Below are 19,471 nucleotides of genomic sequence, written 5' to 3'. Positions count from 1 at the left end.
GGTCTGGACGGATCTGCGAAGTTCGAGAACAATAGCTCAACTCGAGCAAAAAGGCACGAGCTTGTCGGACATCGCAGCCACACCGTCGCAAGGATCGGCCGGCCGCAGCACCGGAGGCCAAGCCGTTTCGTGCATCCAGGCCTTTTCGAGCATCGGCGATATGCTGGATTTTTATTCCCGCAATGCGCCCGATCGGCCTGCGGTGCTTGCTCCCGGGCGGGACGCGGTGACCTATGCCGGGCTTGCCGCGCGCACCAGTGAGACCGTCCATCAATTGCGCAGGCTCGGCATCGCTCAGGCCGATCGCGTCGCCGTGGTATTGCCGCGGGGCGTCGATAACGCGCTGGCCCTCATTGCGGTCGCAACAGCAGCCGTCTGCATCCCGGTCAATCCGGACCTGACCGGGGATGAATTTCAGCGCTATTTCAGCGAGCTGGAGCTTGCCGCTCTCGTCACGTCTACGGAAGCGGGGTCTGCAAGCCGGGCCGCCGCGCACGCGCTGGGGGTTGCTGTGATCGATCTGTCGCCCCGGGGCGGCCAGGGTCTTGGCGCCTTCGAATTGGCAGGCCCGTCGGTTGGGCCTGCCGTTGTGGGCGGGGCTGCGCGCGGAGAGGATGATGCCTTTATCCTGCTGACCTCGGGCACGGCGTCTCGCCCTAAGATGGTGCCGCTGACACATGCGAGCGTGTGTCTTTCGGCCTACAATGCTGCGGTGGTCTTCGCGCTCGGGCCGCAGGATCGCCTGCTCAACATGCTGCCGCTGTTTCATGCGCATGCCCTGATATCCGGCCTGCTCACGGCGCTCGGGGCCGGATCGAGCGTTATCTGCACCGCGGGCTTCGACCCCGTTTCCTTCTTCGCCTGCCTGAAGGAGTTGAAGCCGACCTGGTATACTGCGGTGCCGACCATCCACCGCGCGCTGCTATCCGCTTCAGAGCATGACACAGAGATGACGCGGGGCTCTTCGCTGCGCGTGATCCGCTCGGCATCGGCTTCGCTGACCCCCGACATTCTCCAAGGGCTGGAAGCGCGGTTCGGCGTGCCCGTGATCGAGATCTACGGCATGACGGAAGGCGCATCCCAGATCGCCGCCAACCCTCGCCACCGGCGCAAGCCGGGCTCGGTCGGCCTGCCCGCCGGCCCCGAGATCGCGATCATGGATAATGAAGGCCGGCGGCTGCCGGCCGGCGAGCACGGCGAGATCGTGCTGCGCGGCCCGACCATCAGCCGGGGCTATTACAACGATCCCGAGGCGACCAGAGCCGCCTTCCGGGATGGCTGGTTCAGGACCGGCGACCTCGGCTATTTCGACCCCGACGGTTATCTGTTCATCGTCGGCCGCATCAAGGACGTCATCAACCGCGGCGGGCAGAAGATCTCGCCGTTGGAAGTGGAAGAGGCGTTGTTGGGCCACCCCGATGTGCTCGAGGCCGGCGTCTTCGGCATTCCGCACCAGAAGCTCGGCGAGACCGTCGGCGCAGCGATCGTGCTGCGGCCGCAGTCCGGCGCGACAGCGCATCAGCTTCGGCAATTCGCGCGGCAGCGGCTCGCCGCCTATAAGGTGCCTGGCCTGATCCGGATGGTTCAGGCGTTGCCGAAAGGGGCGAGCGGCAAACTCAAGCGAAGCGCGCTTGTCGAATTGGTGTCGGCCGGACCGGCAAGCGAGGACACCGAACACAAGCGTTTGCCTCGCTCCGAATTGGAGCGGCAATTGGCCGAGATCTGGGCGAGGCTCCTGGAGGTGGAGCGGGTCGGCGTCGATCAGGACGTCTTCGCGCTGGGCGCGGATTCGCTCGGCGTGACGCAAATGCTGTCGCGCCTGCGCGAACAATTCGGCGCTGATCTGTCGTTCAAGGAGATTTTCGAGGCGCCGACGGTCGCTGAGCTTGCCGGGCGACTGCAATCGGGCGCGGCGGGCCGCGACCTCGTGATGCCGGGATGGCGCAAGACCGCAACAGAGTCAGGCCGCGCGCCGCTCTCGTTCCAGCAGCAGCGGATGTACGTCCTCAGCCGGCTGGATAAGACCAAGTACAATTACAATGTCGTCGAAGTGGCGCGCCTGTCCGGCCGGCTCGACGTCGCCGCGTTCGAGGCTGGTATCGCAGCGCTTTGCGAGCGGCACGAGGTCTTGCGTTCGACCTTCTCCGAATGGCTGGGCGAGCCGGTGCAACGCGTCGATGCGGCGATGCCACGGCTCGAACACGTGGACTTGAAGGGATGCGCCAAGGGCGAGCGCGAAAGGGCGATCCGGCGGGAAGCCCTGAGATTGGCGCATCACCAATTCGATCTCGAACATGAACCGCCGCTCAAAGCCAGGCTGCTGCGCTTTGGTGCGACCGATCATGCGCTGCTGATCAACATCCATCACCTCGTCACCGACGGTTGGTCACAGCGGTTGTTCTGGCAGGAGCTTCAAGCGCATTATGCGGCAAGCCGCGCGGCCGCGTTGCCTCCGCTCGCGTTCCAATACCGCGACTTTGCCGCGTGGCAGCAGGATTGGGCGGCGACGTCGGCGGCAAAGGAGCAGTTGAGCTACTGGCGCAGGCAGCTTGATGGCGTCACCACGCTGCCGCTGCGCACCGATCGCCCACGCCCACAGATCTGGAGCGGGCGCGGCGCCCGGCATTACATCGAACTGCCGCAAGGCTTGTCGGCGCGGCTGAGGGCGCTGAGCCAGGCCAAGGGCGTCACGCCGTTCATGACGCTGCTCGCGGCGTTTCAATGCCTTCTCCATCGCTACACCGGCCACGACGATGTCGCGATCGGCTCGCTGATCGCGAACCGCAATCAGATCCAGACCGAACGCCTGATCGGGCTGTTCGCCAACACCGTGATCCTGCGAACCGACTGCTCCGGCGATCCGACCTTCGGCGAGCTATTGCGGCGGGTGCGGCATGTCACGCTCGACGCCTATCGCAACCAGGATCTGCCGATCGAGGAGGTGTTGCGGGCGCTGCAGGTGTCGCGCAGCCGCGACGGCAACCCGCTATTTCCGGTGATGTTCATCCTGCAAAGCGCTTCGATCGAGGCGGCGACGTTTCCGGACTTGTCGACGCAGCGCCTCGAGATCGATCCCCAGATTTCGCGCTTCGACGTCACGCTCGAGCTGGTCGAGGCCGATGGCCGTTTTTCGGGTTTCTTCGAATACAGCACCGACCTGTTCGACGCTTCGACGATTGCGGGAATGGCTGTGCATTTCGAGCGGCTCCTGAAAGCGGTCATTGCCGATCCCGAGGAGCGAATTTCGCGCCTGCCGCTGCTGTCGCCGGCAGAGCGCCGCCGCGCGCTGGCGGCTTGCAATGGGGTCGAAGCCGATTTCAGCGCCTTCGATCTCTGCGAGCGGTTCGACCAGCAGGTCGCGCGTGCGCCGGCAGCGGTCGCGGTCTCCGCAGGCGAGGTGCGTGTGAGCTACCGCGAGCTCGCCAGCCGCAGCGCGGCAATCGCCGCGCGGCTCGCGCAGGAGGATATCGGCGACGAGACGGTGGTCGCGCTATTCGCCGAGCGAAGCCCGGATCTGCTGGCTGCGATGCTCGCGGTACAGCGCGTCGGGGCGGCCTTTCTCTGCCTGGACCCGACCCAACCCGCTGCACGGCTGGCCGCGATTCTCGCATCCAGCGGGGCACACTTGATATTGGTCGGAGCAAGCAGCTCCTCGGCCTTGCAGGAAGTGCTTTCCAGCTCGCTTATTCAGCGCTCGATGCCCATCGTCCAGCTTGAGGGCCTGACCGCTGCCAATCCGGTAAAGCCGGCGCGGCGCACGCCATCGAATCTCGCCTATGTCATCTACACCTCCGGCTCGTCGGGGACGCCCAAGGGCGTGATGATCGAGCAGCGGGGATTGTCCAATCATCTCGCGTCCCTGATCTCCGAGCTTGGCCTGTCGTCCGCGGACGTCATCGCGCAGACCGCGCCGCAGAGTTTCGTGATCTCGGTCTGGCAATTTCTCGCCGGTATCGTCGCCGGCGCACGCGTCCACATTTGTGCCGACGAGATCGTGCGCGATCCCGAACGGCTGGCGCAAGAAATCGAGCGGGCAGGGGTCACGGTGCTGCAGATCGTGCCGTCGCTGCTGCGGGTTATCCTTGAACAAGCCGACGAAGCGCCGGTGCGGCGCGCCTTCTCCCGACTGCGCCTCCTGATCTCGACCGGCGAGCCGCTCGCCGTCGATCTCTGCCGCGCCTGGTTTCGGCGGTTTCCCGAGGTGCCGTTGGTCGACGCCTACGGCGCATCGGAATGCTCCGATGACGTCGCGCTCTATCGCCTTACTGCGCCGCCGGCGCTCGCGACCAGCGTTCCGATCGGCCGCCCCTTGCCAAATACGCGCCTTTACGTGCTCGATCCGCATCTGCAGCCGGTGCCGGCCGGGATGGTGGGGGAGCTCTGCGTCGGCGGCGCCGGGGTCGGGCGCGGCTACATCAATGATCCCGGGCAGACGAATGCACGTTTCCTGTGCGACCCCTTTTCGCAAGATGCCGACGCGCGTTTGTATCGGACCGGCGATCTCGCCCGGCGCCGCTGCGACGGCACGATCGAATGCATGGGGCGCATCGACGATCAGGTCAAGATCCGCGGCTATCGGATCGAGCTGAAGGAGATCGAGCATGTTCTGCTTGATCATCCGGATATCCGTGCTGCCATCGTCGAGCCGCGCGACGCCGGCGGCGAGACCCGGCTGGTCGCGCACATCGTCGCGGCTCCGGGCAGCCGGCCGGATGCCGGTGCGCTACGCGATTTCCTCAAGAGCAGGCTGCCGGGCCACATGGTGCCCGCAGCCCTCCTGTTCCTTGAACGCATTCCGCTCAACAGTCACGGCAAGGTCGACCGTGCCGCGCTGAGGGGGGTACATCAATCCGAACCGAAGGCCAGCGGCGTGACGGCGCCGGCGCGACGCGGCACCGAGAAGACGCTGACCGATATCTGGATCGATCTGCTGAAAGTCCCCAGCATCGGCATCGCCGACAATTTCTTCGACCTTGGCGGCCATTCATTGTTGGCGGGCCAGGCGATGGCGCGTCTCGCGCGGGCGTTCGGGGTGTCGTTGCCGATCAAGACGATCTTCGAGGCGCCGACCGTAGAAGAACTCGCGCAGCGCATCGACGATGCGTTGGCAAGGAAACCGCAGCAGGTTCTGCCGATCATTCCGGATCTCGTGGAAACGGGCCCGCGCCTGCCGTCCATCGCGCAGGCCCAGATGCTCGGCATCGAGAGCGCGCTTCCGGGGCTTCCCCTGTTCAACCTGCCCTTTGCACTGCGGCTGCAGGGGCTGCTCGATCTCGCCGCACTAAAGAAAAGTCTTGGTGAGGTGATGCGCCGTCACGAGTCGCTGCGCACCGCCTTTGGCTGGGATGGCGACGAGCCTGCGCTCGTGATCACGCCGCCCGGCAAGCGCGCCGCGCCATTGAACGTTGAAGATCTGACGGTTCGGGCGCCGTCGGGCGACAGGCGCGCCAGCCAACTGCAATTAAGGAAGGCCATGCTTCGCGCCGAGCAGGAAGCCCGGACGCCATTTGAACTGACACGCGCGCCGTTATGGCGGGCGCGCCTGTTGCGATTGGGGCCGGACGACCATGTGCTGCTGCTCACGATTCACCACGCCATCGCCGATGGCTGGTCAATCGGAATCCTCTTTGACGAGATCTCGCAACGCTATGCGTCGCTCGTCGCTCGTCGTTCGGGACCGGCGCTGCAACCGGCGTTGCCGTTCTCCGATGCGGCGCGTCGTCAGCGCGGATGGTGTGCGACCGACGCTGCGGCGCAGCAGGCCAGTTATTGGAAGGAGAATTTGCGCGGCGCCACTCCGGTCTTTGGTGACATTGCCGGCGTCGCGCCGGCCCCACCTAGCGATCATCAGCCGGTGCGCCTGTCGGGCGATCTGGTCGCAGCGGCGACCGCCTTTGCAAGCCGAGAGAATGGCACGCTGTTCATGGCGCTGTTGGCCGGTCTGAAGACACTGCTCGCGATACAAACCGGCCGCGATGACATTTGCGTGGCCACTGCGATGGCCAATCGTTCCCGGCCTGACACCGAGCAAGTGATCGGACCGTTCGAGAACACCGTAATCGTCCGCACCCGCATCGATCCCGGCCTTTCGTTTCGACAGGCATTCGCCCGCGTGCGCGACAGCGTTCTCGAAGCCCATGCCCGACAGGAATTGCCCTTCAACATTCTCGCCGCGCGGCTCGCAGAAACGGGCATCGATCCAGCCTCCCTGATCCAGGTCTACTTCACCTTGCAGAATCCGCTGCGCCAGCCGCTGAAGTTTTCGGATGTGAAGATACGCACGCTTGGAAGCGCCTACCGCGAAGGACAGCCCGTGCTGCCGGTCAATCAGACCTGGCTCTCGCTGATGCTGAAGGAGCGGCAGACTGGCATCACCGGCTCGTGCAGTTACAAGCGCGAGCTGTTCGGACACCATGTGATTCCACAATGGATGGAGGATCTTGTTGTGATCCTCACGCGTGCTGCAGCGCAGCCTGATGCGCCGTTGCAACGTTTGCTCCGTCGCCGCGCCGCATGAGATGCGCAGGCGTCGATTACTCCAGGCTGTAACGAGTGAGAAAACTACCTTGATTATTTGTCGCTTCGCGAGCAACATCGTTCCCGCGCCTGGCAAGGGGCGGCGGGAAACCCGGGGTATTTACTATGGGATTTGTTCCGTATCTTGATTTCGATAAGCTGACACCCGACGAAAAGAAAAGTCTGAGGGATCTGCTCAAGCGCGAGCGGGATCAGCTCAGAGATGCGTTGGCCCTCACGGAAAAGGGCTTGGCGAAGTTAGGCAAGGCCGCCAAAGCCAAGAAGGCCAAAAAGAAGAAAAAGAAGAGCAGGTAGAAGCTGCGCGACATCGATGCCATGCGCGTCAGCGCGAGAGGCCGCCTTGCCATCCTGCATCGCGCCTGGCCGCTCGTGCGTGGCATTGGCGCGGCATTTTGGCGAACAAGCGCAGATCCCGATCGTCGGAGCTATCGGCGATGAAAGCCAGGCTCCGCGTATTCCCTGCCGTTTCGCGCAACCGCGATCCTGCAAAATATGCCGACGAGCTGATGCGGGTCGCGCATTTCGCCGACCGCAACGGCTTCGAAGGGATCTTGCTGTTTGCCGGCAATGACGTGTTCATCGAGCCGTGGTCGATGGCCCAGCATATCCTCGCGCGCACGCAACATTGTGCGCCGCTGATCGCGGTCAATCCGGTCTATCTGCATCCGTTCACCGCGGCAAAACTGATCTCCTCCTTTGCGCTGCTCTACGGCCGGAAAGTCTACCTCAACATGATCACGGGGACTGCGCTGAGCGATCTGCAGGGCCTGGGCGACGAGCAGTCCCACGCCGAGCGATATGCAAGGCTAGGCGAGTTCATCGCTGTGGTACGCCAATTGTTCGCGAGCACGCGGCCCGTTAGTTTCCGGGGCAGGTTCTACACCACGAATAACCTGCAGATCTGGCCGCGCCTGCCGAAGGAATTGATCCCGGAATTTCTGATCGCCGGCCAATCGGACGATGCCCGCCGCGTGGCGACGGAGATGCAATGTCTGATGATGCAGATGCTCCCGCCCGATCTCGAGCAGGGAATAAAGGCTCCCGGATTGAATTTTGGGATCTTTGCGAGGGAAAGCCGCGCGGAGGCGAGGCGGGCCGCAAAGCGTCGATTTCAGGACAGCGACGACAATCGCGAATTATTCAAGCTGACCATGGGGAACACCGATTCCGTCTGGAAGCGGCGGCTTGGCAACGATGAGCAGGACGGCGCGATCCGCGACAACGGCTATTGGCTGCTTCCATTCCTGACCTTCCAGGCGGATTGCCCGTATCTCGTGGGCAGCTATGCTGAGATCGGAGCGAAACTGCGCAGCTTCGCCGAGTTGGGCGTCGGCAATATCATCCTCGACGTGGTCGCGGACGAGCAGGAACTCGATCACGTCCGCAAGGCGCTTGCGCGCAGCGGGGTGTTCTGAATAACGGCGCCGATAAGGTGCAAATGAGTCGACGACTTCGCGAAGTCGAGCACCAGCGGCTTGCCGAGGCCGAGTCTGCGCTCGTCTGGAATCAATATCACCCCCGGAAACATCACTCGGTCGGGCGGCGTCCGGTACGCGGGTTGAGCGGGGCGGTCGCCGGTCGCCGCAGCGCCTCGGGAAGAAACGGTTCGTCCGGCGCGGGTGAGGGATCGGCCCGGACGTCGGCCGCAGTTTGCGCCCGTTCGTGGGGGCTTTGATTGTCCCTGAACTTCCGCTTCACGTCGACGCCGCTGACGGGATCGTTGACGCCATGCTGGATGTCCCTGGTGTCCGTCATGATGTGTCTCCTGGAAGATCGGCGCCTCCAGTTGAGAACGCCCGCGCTGGTCCGCTGTTCCCCTGGTTTCCGAGTCGGGAACACGCATCGTCGCAGGAACCTCTCGCCGGGCGCTTGCTTGATATCGAACAATCGATGACTCGGGAGCTGCAACCATGCACGACAGCACCGTCAAGAAAGTATCGGAAAAGACCTCGCCAAAGGGTGCGATGGGACAGACCTATCTGGTCTCGGGCAAGCGCGTCGCCATGCGGATGTGGAACAATGAGCGGCCGCAAACCGACCTGCCGCATCGACGCGATTACGAGACGGTTGGCTATGTGATCTCCGGCCACGCCGAACTGCTGTTGGAGGGGCAGACCATCAAGCTCGGCCCGGGCGACTCCTGGCTGGTGCCGGCCGACGCCGAGCACTGCTATCACATCATCGAGCCCTTCACTGCGATCGAGGCGACCTCGCCGCCGGCGCAGGTACATGGCCGCGATGAGATGATGCGATAGGCCGCAAGGCGGCGACGCGATCGGGGTCTCTGCACCTCTAGACCCCGATCGCGTTTTTTGCCACCACGTCGCGATAGAATTCCGCGCTCAGTTTCGGCACCCGCGCTTGCGTCTCGAAGTCCACCCGGTAGAGACCGAAGCGCTTCTCGTAGCCGAAGATCCACTCGAAATTGTCCATCAGGCTCCAAAGGAAATAGCCGCGCACCGGGACGCCCTCCGATGTCGCGCGCTGGAGCTGGGTCAGATAGTTGCGCAGATACATGATGCGGTCGAGATCGTAGACTTTGCCCTCGGCCGTAAGCTTGTCCTCGGATGAGGTGCCGTTCTCGCTGATATAGATGTTCTCGATGTTCCAGATCTTCGCCGCGAGCCTCGGCGCCCAATAGATCGTCTCGGGGCCGACCCGCAGCCATTCCGAATTCATGTGCGGGAACGAGGCCGGGAACGGCAGCACGTTGAAATGCGGCTTGCGGTCCGAGGCCGTGATGTAGAACTGCGGTGCGTAGATATTGAGCCCGACGAAATCGGTCGGCGAAGCGATGATCTTCAATTCCTCGGGCGTGAATTTGGGCGCATCGGCGCCGGCATATTCGAGGAAGCCCTCGGTATATTTGCCCTCCAGGATGACGCCGAGGAAGCCCGCGTTCAATTCGCGCGTGGCAATCTCGGCGGCGCGGATGTTCTCCGGTGTAGCGATCGCGGGCACGCAGGCGGCTATATTCTCGGCGACGCCGACCCTGGTGCCAGCGCGTCCCTTGGCGCGGATCGCCTGCACCGCAAGCCCATGGCCGAGCGCGACGTGATGGCGAACCTGGTTCAATTGCGCCGTCGGCAGTTTGAGCCCGGGCGCGTCGATGCCCCAGCCATAGCCGAAGTTGACGAAGCGGCCGGCCTCGTTGACGGTGAAGATGTTCTTCACCCGGTCGGTGATGCGCTCGGCTACATAAGCGGCGTAGTCGCCGAACGCCTTTGACGTCTCGCTCGATTGCCAACCACCGACGCGGTCCTCCAGCGCTTGCGGCAGGTCCCAATGGTAGAGCGTGGCATAGGGCTCGATGCCGTTCGCGAGCAATTCGTCGATCAGGCGGTTGTAGAAGTCGAGTCCTTTCGGGTTCGGCGCACCTGCACCTTCCGGAAACACCCGCGGCCAGGCGATCGAGAAGCGATAGGCCTTGACGCCGAGATCCCTGATCAGGGCCACGTCCTGCTTGTAGCGGTGATAGTGCTCGTTGGCGCGGTCGCCGTTGCTGTTGTCCTCGATCTTGCCGGGCGTGTGGCTGAATGTGTCCCAGATCGAGCGGCCGCGGCCGTCCTCGTTGACCGCGCCCTCGATCTGGTAGGACGAGGTCGCGGTGCCCCAGACAAAGCCGGCGGGAAACGGGCCGGGCGCGTGCGGGTTGGCGGCAGCGGCCCGAGTCACGTTGCTCTCTGCGGCAGCGGCCGGCGCCGCCGCGACGCCGAGCGCGGACATGCCCGCAAGCTTGGCGAAATGCCGGCGCGAAAATCTACCGAACATCGGTCACTCCGGTGGGGTTGGCGTCGATCTGATAGACCGAGATCCGGTCGATCTCGAAGGCGATCCTCGTGGGCGAACTGGCATCGACGAAGCCGACGCCGAGAAAGAATTTCGATCCCATCGCAAGATTGACGATCATGTACATGGGATCGTCGTATCCGATGGGGACCCCGATGTCGGACACCGGCTTGCGGTCGATGAAGTAGATCAGCCGATCTTCTTCCCACAGCACACCGTAATTGTGGAAGTCGGAGTCCGCGCCGGGCACGGTGAAATCAAACCCGCAGGACTGGATGCGCTGGGTCGACGGAAGCCGCCAATGCGTCGTCATCACGATGTCGCCGGGCCGCTCGCCTCGTCCTTCCACGACGTCGATTTCCGGAGGCCAGCCACCGTCGTCGGCGAGCATCCAGAACGCCGGCCACACGCCGCGGCCCAGTGGGATCTTCGCGCGAATTTCGAAGTAGCCGTATTTCTGCGAGAACTTGCCCTGCGTCGTCAGGATGCCCGAGATGTATTCATTGTCGAATAGCGCCGGCTTCAGATCGGGCGGCGTGCGGCTGGCGACGATCGACAGCACGCCATTGTGAACCCCGAACGGGTCAAGTCCCAGCGGGGTGTTCATTCGGCCGCCATAGCGGGGATCGACATAGATCTGCTGCTCGCCATTGGCGCTGGTCTTGCGTTTGAAATCGGAGCCGTCGCCGCCCCAATAGCGGGCCTCCGGCCACGCCGCCCCGCCGGCATAATGCGGCACCCACCTTCCGTCCGCCAGCGGATGTTCGTTGAAGTCGTCGCTGAACGTCCGGTGCAGCGACCGGAAGGTCAGCGACATCGGCGGTTGATCTTCGACGCGGCGGCACTCAATGGTCGTGGGATCGGTCGTCACCTGCAAAGTGAGCGCCGCCGGCGCTGCTGCGAGATCGTCCTGGGCGAGGGCGGGCGCCGTCATGGCGATGTAACCGATCGCGAGCAGAACTCTCGGGGTCAATTCGCCGATCATCTCCGGCCTGCAAAGGGTAGGTTAATCCACGTTAACCTTTCGCGCGGCCGCCGGGCAAGTCCGCGTGTGGGTGCGGGCCACCGTACTGGACTGTAACGCAGCGGTGATCGTGGCAGCGGTTCCCGTTAACCTGATGTCAACGATCCAAGCAAGCGGCGCTTCAACCGAATCTTAGCGGTTTCTACTCGTATAGTGTGTCGATCGTCCCGGGGTGTGTGCGTGCGTTCATGATGCGGCGATGGCCCTATCTGGCCAGGAGTGCGCTGGTCGCGGCCAGCGTGGCTGCCTTTGCGGTGGGCGGACATTTTGTCGCGACCACTGCGATCGACACGCAGCAAGCCAAGCAGCTTGAGGAATTGGCCAATATCGCGCTGCGACGCTCCGAAGTCGCGGTGGATTTCAGCGTTGCCACGCTCAATGACGTCATGCAGCGCGGTCCGATGACCTGCGATGCCGCTTCCCTCCAGGCCGTCCGCCTCAAGGTCTATCAGCGCTCCCAGGTCAAGGACATCCGCCTCGTCAACCGGGAAGGATCGGTGATCTGCTCCGCTTATTCGGAGACGCTCGAGTTCGACAATGAATGGGTCACGCGGCCGCGCATGCTGCAGACCGCCGATCACAGCCTCCTGCTGTTTCGGGTCGACCAGATCAATGGCGTCGCGCTCGGCGTGTTGAAGGACATCGACGCGCGGACGTCACTGGTCGCCATCCTCGGTGTCAGCGCTATCCTGTTCGACATCCTGCCCACGGAATTGCGCGACCACGGCGAGGTGATCGCCCAGCTCGACAACGGCGCCGATATCGGGCGATTTGCCGCCTCGCAGGTGTTGGATGCGACCGACGCCGTGACCTTCAGCAGCGCATCGCACCGCTATCCTTTGCGCGCACTGGTCCGGGTCGCGCCCGACGCCCTGCGACGCTGGAACAGGGACCGCTATTGGCCGTCGATGCTGCTCGCCGCCGTGCTCGGCCTCGCTTTCGGCCTGTTGCTGACGCGGGCGGTGGCGCGCCTGGAAGGGCCGATTGCCGATATCGACCGCGCCCTGGCGCGGCACGAATTCAAGCCGTACTTCCAGCCGACCTTCGATCTGCGCACCGGCGCGATCGGGGGGTGCGAGGTACTGGCGCGTTGGGTGCACCGGGACGGCAGCGTCACGTCGCCGATGAATTTCATTCCGCTTGCCGAATCCAGTGGCCGCATCGAGGCGATCACCTGGCAGATCCTCGCACTGGCCTTGAAGGAGATGCGCCCGCGGCTCGCGGCGGACAAATATTTCAAGATGTCGGTCAACATCACCCCGCGCCATTTGCTCAGCGATGCCTTTGTCAACCGGCTGCGCCGCGAGGTCAGGGAAAGCGGCGTCTCGGCGCGCCAGATCGTGATCGAGGTGACCGAGCGCGAAGCATTTCCGGACCTCGAGAAGGCCGCCGCCGTCATCGAAGCGTTGCGTGAGCATGGTTTCAAGGTCGCGCTGGACGATGTCGGAGTCGGCCACAGCGGCCTGTCCCAGATCAAGCGGCTCGGGGTCAACACCATGAAGATCGACAAGTTCTTCGTCGATACCATCGTGCAGGATGGCTCGGCCGCGACCATCGTCGAGATGCTGGTACGGCTAGCGGCGAAGCTCAGGATGAACGTGATCGCCGAGGGCATCGAGACGGTCGAGCAGCGCCAGGCGCTGCTCCGTTGCGGCGTTGAGTGCGGCCAGGGCTACCTGGTGTCGCCGCCATTGCCCTATGCAAAGTTCGACGAATTCCTCGTCGCATATGAGGCCCGGATAGAGGCCGAGGCGGTCGTTCGGCAAGCCTCCGTCGCTTAGCGCCCGCCGCGCGTCGCATAACGCTTTGCCTGCAACCGGCTCGCGCCTATAGTGATGTCTCGAAGACAGCATTGGTCCTGAGAGGTCACGTGACTGCACCAAATCCTGCAGCAGGCAAGCCGGTCGATCCCGCTTCGCTTGCAAACCTCCCGCGGCTCGTCACGGCGTATTTTGCATCGAAGCCCGATCCGGCTGACGCCGCGCAACGCGTTTCCTTCGGAACCTCGGGACATCGCGGTTCCTCGCTGCGGAATTCCTTCAACGAGGATCATATCCTCGCGACCACGCAGGCAATCTGCGACTATCGCCGCGAGGCCGGGCTGACCGGGCCGCTGTTCATCGGTATCGACACCCACGCCCTGGCGGAACCGGCGCTGGCGAGCGCGGTCGAGGTGTTCGCCGCCAACGGCATCGAGATCATGGTCGACGAGCACGGCGGCTATACGCCGACGCCGGTCATCTCGCACGCGATCCTCACTTACAACAAGGGCAAGAGCTCCGGCTTAGCCGATGGCGTTGTCATCACGCCGTCACACAATCCGCCGGAAGACGGCGGCTACAAATACAACCCGCCGCATGGCGGGCCCGCGGATACCGACGTCACCGGCATCGTCGAGAAGAACGCCAACCGCTATCTGGAGGCCGGGCTGAAAGGCGTCGCGCGGATGACTTACGACCGCGCACGAAAGGCGCCATCGACGCATCTCTATGATTACGTGACGCCATATGTCGCCGATCTCGGCAACACGGTCGACCTCGCCCTGGTCAAATCCGCCGGCGTCAGGATCGGCATCGATCCGCTCGGCGGCGCGGCGGTGCATTTCTGGCAGCCGATCATCGAGCGTTATGGAATCGATGCGAGCGTGGTGAACGACGCGGTCGATCCGACCTTCCGCTTCATGACCGCGGACTGGGACGGCAAGATCCGCATGGATTGCTCTTCGCCTTACGCGATGGCGAGCCTGATCCAGATGCGCGAGAAGTTCGATGTCGCGTTCGCCAACGACACCGATGCTGATAGACATGGCATCGTGACGCGCTCGAACGGCTTGATGAACCCCAACCACTTCCTTGCGGTGTCGATCGCCTATCTGTTCGGTCACCGCCCGCAATGGAACGCGAACGCCGCGATCGGCAAGACCATCGTCTCCTCCTCGATCATCGATCGTGTGGCGAAGAAATTGAACCGCAAGCTGGTGGAGACGCCGGTCGGCTTCAAATGGTTCGTCGAGGGGCTTGGCACCGGCGCGTTCGGCTTCGCGGGCGAGGAGAGCGCCGGCGCCTCGTTCCTGAAGCGCGACGGCTCCGTGTGGACCACGGACAAGGACGGCATCATCTTAGGCTTGCTTGCGGCGGAAATGATCGCCAAAACCGGTCGCGACCCGAGCCAGCTCTTCGCCGATCTCACCGCCGAGCTCGGCGTGCCCTTCTATGAGCGCATCGACGTTGCGGCGACGCCGAAGCAGAAGAGCGCGCTCAAGGCCGTGGGTCCCGAGCAGTTCAACATGAAGGAGCTTGCGGGCGAGCCGGTGCGCACGGTCAGGACCAAAGCGCCGGGCAACGATCAGTCGTTCGGCGGCATCAAGGTCGAGACCGAGTCCGGGTGGTTCGCGGCGCGGCCCTCGGGTACCGAGGACGTCTACAAGATCTACGCCGAGAGCTTCCGCGGGGAGGATCACCTGAAGCGGATCCAGGACGACGCGCAGGCGGCAATCGCGAAAGTTTTCGGATAGGGGCCTGCCGTCATCGCCATGCGTATTCTGCTCACCGGTTCCTCCGGCTGGCTGGGGCGCTTCCTTGCGCCGAGACTGCGGCAAGCCGGCCATCACGTGATCGGCCTCGATATCGTCGCGGGCGAAGCGACCGATGTGATCGGCTCGGTTGCCGACCGCGCGGTCGTCGAGCGGGTGTTCGCCGATCACGCCATCGGGGCCGTGATCCATGCGGGCGCGCTGCACAAGCCCGATATCGCCCGCTTTTCTCCGCAAGCCTTTGTTGACGTCAACGTGTCGGGCACGCTGAATTTGCTGCAAGCGGCGGTCGCCGCGCGCCATGACCGCTTCATCTTCACCTCGACGACATCGTTGATGATCTCGCAGGCGATCAGGGAAGGCGAGGGGCATGCCGCGGTCTGGCTCGACGAGACTGCGGGCCCGCTCGAGCCGCGCAACATCTACGGCGTGACCAAGCTCGCCGCCGAGGGGCTATGCCGCATCTATAGCCGCGAGCACGGGCTGAACTGCGCCGTGCTGCGCACCAGCCGCTTCTTTCCGGAGGAGGACGACACCGAGCGCGGATTTTCCGGCGAGAATCTCAAGGCGAACGAATTCTTGCACCGCCGCCTCACCGTCGAGGACGCTGCGGACGCGCATCTGGCAGCGCTCGATAGGGCCAAGGGCTTCGAGATCTTCATCGTTAGTGCGCCGCCGCCTTTTGCGCCTACCGAGGTCGAAGCGCTGAAATCGGATGCAGCAAGCGTGATCGCGCGCCATTTCCCTGATGCGGCCGCGCTCTACGCCAAGCGGAATTGGCGCTTGCCGCGCAGCATCGGCCGCATTTACGATCCCGCCAAGGCCGAACGTCTGCTCGGCTTCCGAGCTCGAACCGGTTTCGCCGAGGTCCTCGACGCGCTGCGCCGCGGCGCGCCGCTTCCCTTCGCGCACGATCCCGACTATGTCTCGCCGTCCACGAGGTTGCAGCATGGCTGATTTCCACGGCGTCTTTCCCTATCTGGTCTCGCCGCTCGATCCTGCCGGCCATATACGCAGCGAGGTGCTGGGCCGGCTGTGCGATGATCTGATCAAAGCGGGCGTGCATGGACTGACGCCGCTCGGCTCGACCGGCGAATTCGCCTATCTCAACAATGCGCAACGCGCGCAGGTGGTGCAGACGACGATCGAGGCCGCTGACGGACGCGTGCCGGTCGTGGCCGGCGTGGCCTCGACCTCGACGGCGGATGCAGTCGCGCAGGCCAAGTCCTACCAGAAGCGCGGCGCCAGCGGCATTCTCGCGATTCTCGAAGCCTATTTTCCGCTGCCGGACGCGCAGGTCGAGTCGTACTTCCGCGCCATTGCCGACGCGGTCGACATTCCCGTCGTGATCTACACCAATCCGCAATTCCAGCGCTCGGACCTCACGCTCGACGTCATCGAGCGCCTCGCCGCCCATCCGCGCATCGGCTACATCAAGGATGCCTCGACCAACACCGGCCGGCTGTTGTCGATCATGAACCGCTGCGGCGACAACATCAAAGTGTTCTCGGCCTCCGCCCATATTCCCGCGGCCGTGATGCTGATTGGTGGCCTCGGCTGGATGGCGGGCCCCGCCTGCATCATCCCGCGGCAGAGCGTCGAGCTCTACAATCTCTGCCGCCGCAGCCGCTGGGACGAAGCGATGGCGCTGCAACGAAAGCTCTGGCGCATCAACGAGGCCTTTGCCCGTTTCAACCTCGCCGCCTGCATCAAGGCCGGCCTCTCGATCCAGGGCTACGACATCGGCGATCCCATCCCGCCCCAAGCGCCGCTGACGGATCAGCAGCGCAAAGTGGTGGAAGCTGCGCTGCAGGAACTTGGCTCTTAAGCGCCGCTCGCTCCACGTCATTGCGAGCGCAGCGAAGCAAACCACGTCTCGGCACGTGGTGAGATGGATTGCTTCGCTCCGCTCGCAATGACGAGTGGAGGTGCCGTAGGAGCATTCCCGATCGCGCTGGATTGAAGGAGCGTGATGAGAACGTTCGTTTTAAGGAGTCAACCAGCTCCCCACGTTTGCTGTGAAATAGAGGAATACAACCAGAAAGGATCCAGCCATGAAACTCGCAGCAATCATGCTGGCAGGTGCACTTGCTCTCTCGAGCACGGCAGCGCTGGCGCAGACAGCCGGAACTGCCGGCTACGGGTCGGTCGTCGGCCCATCAGTCGGATCGTACTATTGGCCATCGGTAGGTTCGACAAATGCAGTTCCCACTTGGAGGAACACGACAAACGCCGGGCCTCTGCCCGGTCGTCCGCAGTCGGATGGCGCACCGTTCGGTGCTTCCGCCGTTCGCAGGTAGCTACCTACGACTGCTACGTCGTCGCGATGCCGGTTGATGCGCCCTCTCCCTTTGTGGGAGAGGGGTGCTCCGGCGTCGGCAACGAACCCAACTGGGTGAGAGGTTCTCTCCATGCACACCTTCGCTCGGGGAGACAACCCCTCATCCGCCGCGCATTGCATGCGCGCCACCTTCTCCCACAAGGGGAGAAGGACAGCACATCTCACACCGCCCTCAACGCTTCCTTCGGCGTCTCGCGGACCAGCGCTTCCAGGTCGCTCTGCTCCAGCGTCTCCTTCTCCAAGAGCTTCTTCGCTGCCCGATCGAGGATAGCACGCCGCGCGCTCAGGATGCCCTGCGTGCGCTGGAACACGCGCTCGACGATGTCGCGCACCTCGTGGTCGACCACAGCCGCAGTCTCTTCCGCATAGTCGCGTTCCGGCATGGGATAGGGCCGGTCGGCGCCGGCCAGGAAATTGCCGGGCTCGCGGTCATAGGCGATGCTGCCGAGCTTTTCCGACATGCCGTAGCGGGTCACCATGCTGCGGGCGATGTCGGTCACCCGGCGCAAATCGTCGGCAGCTCCAGTGGAGAGATGGTCGAACACGATCAGCTCGGCAACGCGGCCGCCGAGCAGCACCGCCATCTTGTTCTCCAGTTCCTCCTTCGTCATCAGGAAACGATCCTCGATCGGACGTTGAATGGTATAGCCGAGCGCACCGACGCCGCGCGGAATGATCGAGACCTTGTGCACGGGATCGACACCCGGCAGCGACAGCGCCACCAGCGCATGGCCCATCTCGTGATAGGCGACGATCTCGCGCTCCTTCGGATTGAGCAGCCGGTTGCGCTTTTCGAGCCCGGCCACCATGCGCTCGATCGCATTGGTGAAGTCGCTCATGGTGACGGCATCGCCGCCGCGGCGCGTCGCCAGCAGCGCGGCCTCGTTGACGAGGTTGGCGAGATCGGCGCCGGTGAATCCCGGCGTCAGCGCTGCGACCGCCTCGGGGTCGACGCCGGGGGCAAGTTTCACCTTCTTGATGTGGACCTTGAGGATGTCGATGCGTCCCTTCTTGTCGGGGCGGTCGACCAGCACCTGGCGGTCGAAGCGGCCGGCGCGGAGCAGCGCCGGGTCGAGGATTTCCGGCCGGTTGGTGGCGGCGAGGATCACGAGGCCGGAGCGTGAATCGAAGCCATCAAGCTCAACCAGGAGCTGGTTCAGCGTCTGCTCCTTTTCGTCATGGCCGCCGGCGAACGGGCCGATGCCGCGGGCGCGGCCGAGCGCATCGAGCTCGTCGATGAAGATGATCGCGGGCGCCTTCTGGTGCGCCTGCTGGAACAGGTCGCGCACGCGCGCCGCACCGACGCCGACGAACATCTCAACGAATTCGGAGCCGGAGATCGAGAAGAACGGCACCTTGGCCTCGCCGGCGACCGCCTTGGCGAGCAGCGTCTTGCCGGTGCCGGGCGGGCCGACCAGCAGCACGCCCTTGGGCATGCGCCCGCCGAGCCGGCCGTACTCGGTCGGATTCTTCAGGAAGTCGACCACCTCGCGCAGTTCGTCCTTGGCTTCGTCGACGCCGGCGACATCGCTGAAATTCACGCCGGTATCGGCTTCGACATAGATCTTGGCCTTGCTCTTTCCGATCGACATCAGCCCGCCGCCGAGGCCTCCGCCTTGCGCGGCGCGCCTGGCGATGAACCACCACAGGCCGAAGAACAACAGCACCGGCATGATCCACGAGAGCAGATCGCGCAGGAAGGTGCTCTCGATCTGTCCGGTGAAGCGGACGTTATATTTCTCGAGTTGTTGCGCGACCTCCGGATCGACGCGCGTGGTGATGAACTGCTTCTGTCCGCCGGGCAGCGGCTCCTTCAAGGTGCCCTGAAGTGTGCGGTCGGAGATGCCGACGCTCTCGATTTTTCCCTCGCGCAGCAATTGCTGATATTCGCTGTAGGGGATGGCAGCGATCTTGCTGGCGCTGATATAGACGTACTGAACAAGCAGGATACCGAATATCGCCGCAATTGCGTATCCGATATTGAAACGCATCTTGTTGTTGTTCATGACCGCCCTCCGATCAACACCGATATGGGCCGCTCCAAGCGTCGGTCCCGATAGCCTTGGATGTGGGCCCTGGACGTGCCCGAGCGGGCGGCCGACACTCTAACATAATGGAACAACTAGCGCTCGGCGGCCGGGTTTCAACCCTCAGCGCGACAAATGGCGCTAGGTCGGGAAGGGTGAAGACGCGCTAATGCGACGTTGTGGTAACTTCAAGCACTAGAAACCTCCGGACAATTATCGCG

12 protein-coding genes are annotated in these 19,471 nt (G+C 63.8%); 8 read left to right on the top strand and 4 right to left on the bottom strand.

The features are described from left to right. Positions 1-160: 160 nt before the first annotated feature. From AC5ZGW_RS00895 to AC5ZGW_RS00885, 3 genes are all read left to right on the top strand, one after another. Positions 161-6,517, top strand: a complete 6,357-nt coding sequence (locus AC5ZGW_RS00895) for a non-ribosomal peptide synthetase (RefSeq protein ID WP_130222872.1) — start codon at positions 161-163, stop codon at positions 6,515-6,517. A 125-nt stretch (positions 6,518-6,642) separates the two neighbouring features. Next, positions 6,643-6,831, top strand: coding sequence for a hypothetical protein (locus tag AC5ZGW_RS00890; protein ID WP_035688766.1), 189 nt, complete (start codon positions 6,643-6,645; stop codon positions 6,829-6,831). A gap of 140 nt (positions 6,832-6,971) precedes the next feature. Next, entirely contained in the window at positions 6,972-7,952 is a 981-nt protein-coding gene (locus AC5ZGW_RS00885) for an LLM class flavin-dependent oxidoreductase (RefSeq protein ID WP_130222870.1), read from the top strand. A gap of 112 nt (positions 7,953-8,064) precedes the next feature. Here the strand turns inward: AC5ZGW_RS00885 and AC5ZGW_RS00880 are convergent, their stop codons facing one another. Next, positions 8,065-8,292 carry a hypothetical protein gene (locus AC5ZGW_RS00880; RefSeq protein ID WP_028161720.1) on the bottom strand — a complete coding sequence of 76 codons (228 nt, stop codon included), beginning with the start codon at positions 8,290-8,292 and terminating at the stop codon, positions 8,065-8,067. A 155-nt stretch (positions 8,293-8,447) separates the two neighbouring features. Here AC5ZGW_RS00880 and AC5ZGW_RS00875 point away from each other — a divergent pair, with 155 nt between their 5' ends. Next, positions 8,448-8,792 carry a cupin domain-containing protein gene (locus AC5ZGW_RS00875; protein ID WP_130222868.1) on the top strand — a complete coding sequence of 115 codons (345 nt, stop codon included), beginning with the start codon at positions 8,448-8,450 and terminating at the stop codon, positions 8,790-8,792. Positions 8,793-8,829: 37 nt separating this feature from the next. Here the strand turns inward: AC5ZGW_RS00875 and AC5ZGW_RS00870 are convergent, their stop codons facing one another. Both AC5ZGW_RS00870 and AC5ZGW_RS00865 read right to left on the bottom strand, forming a co-directional pair. Further along, a complete protein-coding gene (locus AC5ZGW_RS00870) occupies positions 8,830-10,308 on the bottom strand; it encodes a GH1 family beta-glucosidase (RefSeq protein WP_130222866.1) in 1,479 nt (492 codons plus the stop codon). Continuing rightward, complete coding sequence (locus AC5ZGW_RS00865; protein ID WP_130222864.1) at positions 10,298-11,311, bottom strand: glycoside hydrolase family 16 protein; 1,014 nt, start codon at positions 11,309-11,311, stop codon at positions 10,298-10,300. Before AC5ZGW_RS00865 ends, AC5ZGW_RS00870 begins: the two co-directional genes overlap by 11 nt. Before the next feature lie 227 nt (positions 11,312-11,538). Between AC5ZGW_RS00865 and AC5ZGW_RS00860 the strand changes: the two genes are divergently transcribed. From AC5ZGW_RS00860 to AC5ZGW_RS00845, 4 genes are all read left to right on the top strand, one after another. Then, on the top strand, positions 11,539-13,131 hold the full coding sequence (locus AC5ZGW_RS00860) for an EAL domain-containing protein (RefSeq protein WP_130222862.1): 1,593 nt from the start codon (positions 11,539-11,541) through the stop codon (positions 13,129-13,131). Positions 13,132-13,220: 89 nt separating this feature from the next. Further along, positions 13,221-14,864, top strand: a complete 1,644-nt coding sequence (gene pgm / locus AC5ZGW_RS00855; RefSeq protein ID WP_130222860.1) for a phosphoglucomutase (alpha-D-glucose-1,6-bisphosphate-dependent) — start codon at positions 13,221-13,223, stop codon at positions 14,862-14,864. Between the two features lie 18 nt (positions 14,865-14,882). Then, positions 14,883-15,839 (top strand): NAD-dependent epimerase/dehydratase family protein, encoded by a 957-nt coding sequence (locus tag AC5ZGW_RS00850; RefSeq protein WP_130222858.1) that lies wholly within the window; start codon positions 14,883-14,885, stop codon positions 15,837-15,839. Next, positions 15,832-16,710: a dihydrodipicolinate synthase family protein gene (locus AC5ZGW_RS00845; protein WP_130222856.1), complete on the top strand. Its 879-nt coding sequence runs from the start codon at positions 15,832-15,834 to the stop codon at positions 16,708-16,710. The genes AC5ZGW_RS00850 and AC5ZGW_RS00845 overlap by 8 nt, the downstream gene beginning before the upstream one ends. A 674-nt stretch (positions 16,711-17,384) precedes the next feature. On the opposite strand, the gene ftsH is transcribed toward AC5ZGW_RS00845, so the two are convergent. Beyond that, positions 17,385-19,229, bottom strand: a complete 1,845-nt coding sequence (gene ftsH, locus AC5ZGW_RS00840; protein WP_130222852.1) for an ATP-dependent zinc metalloprotease FtsH — start codon at positions 19,227-19,229, stop codon at positions 17,385-17,387. Positions 19,230-19,471: the final 242 nt, after the last annotated feature.

The sequence above is a fragment of the Bradyrhizobium sp. Crot121 genome (assembly GCF_059512385.1).
The sequence above is the reverse complement of the archived record's forward strand: the minus strand, read 5'-3'. Positions and strand labels throughout refer to the sequence as shown.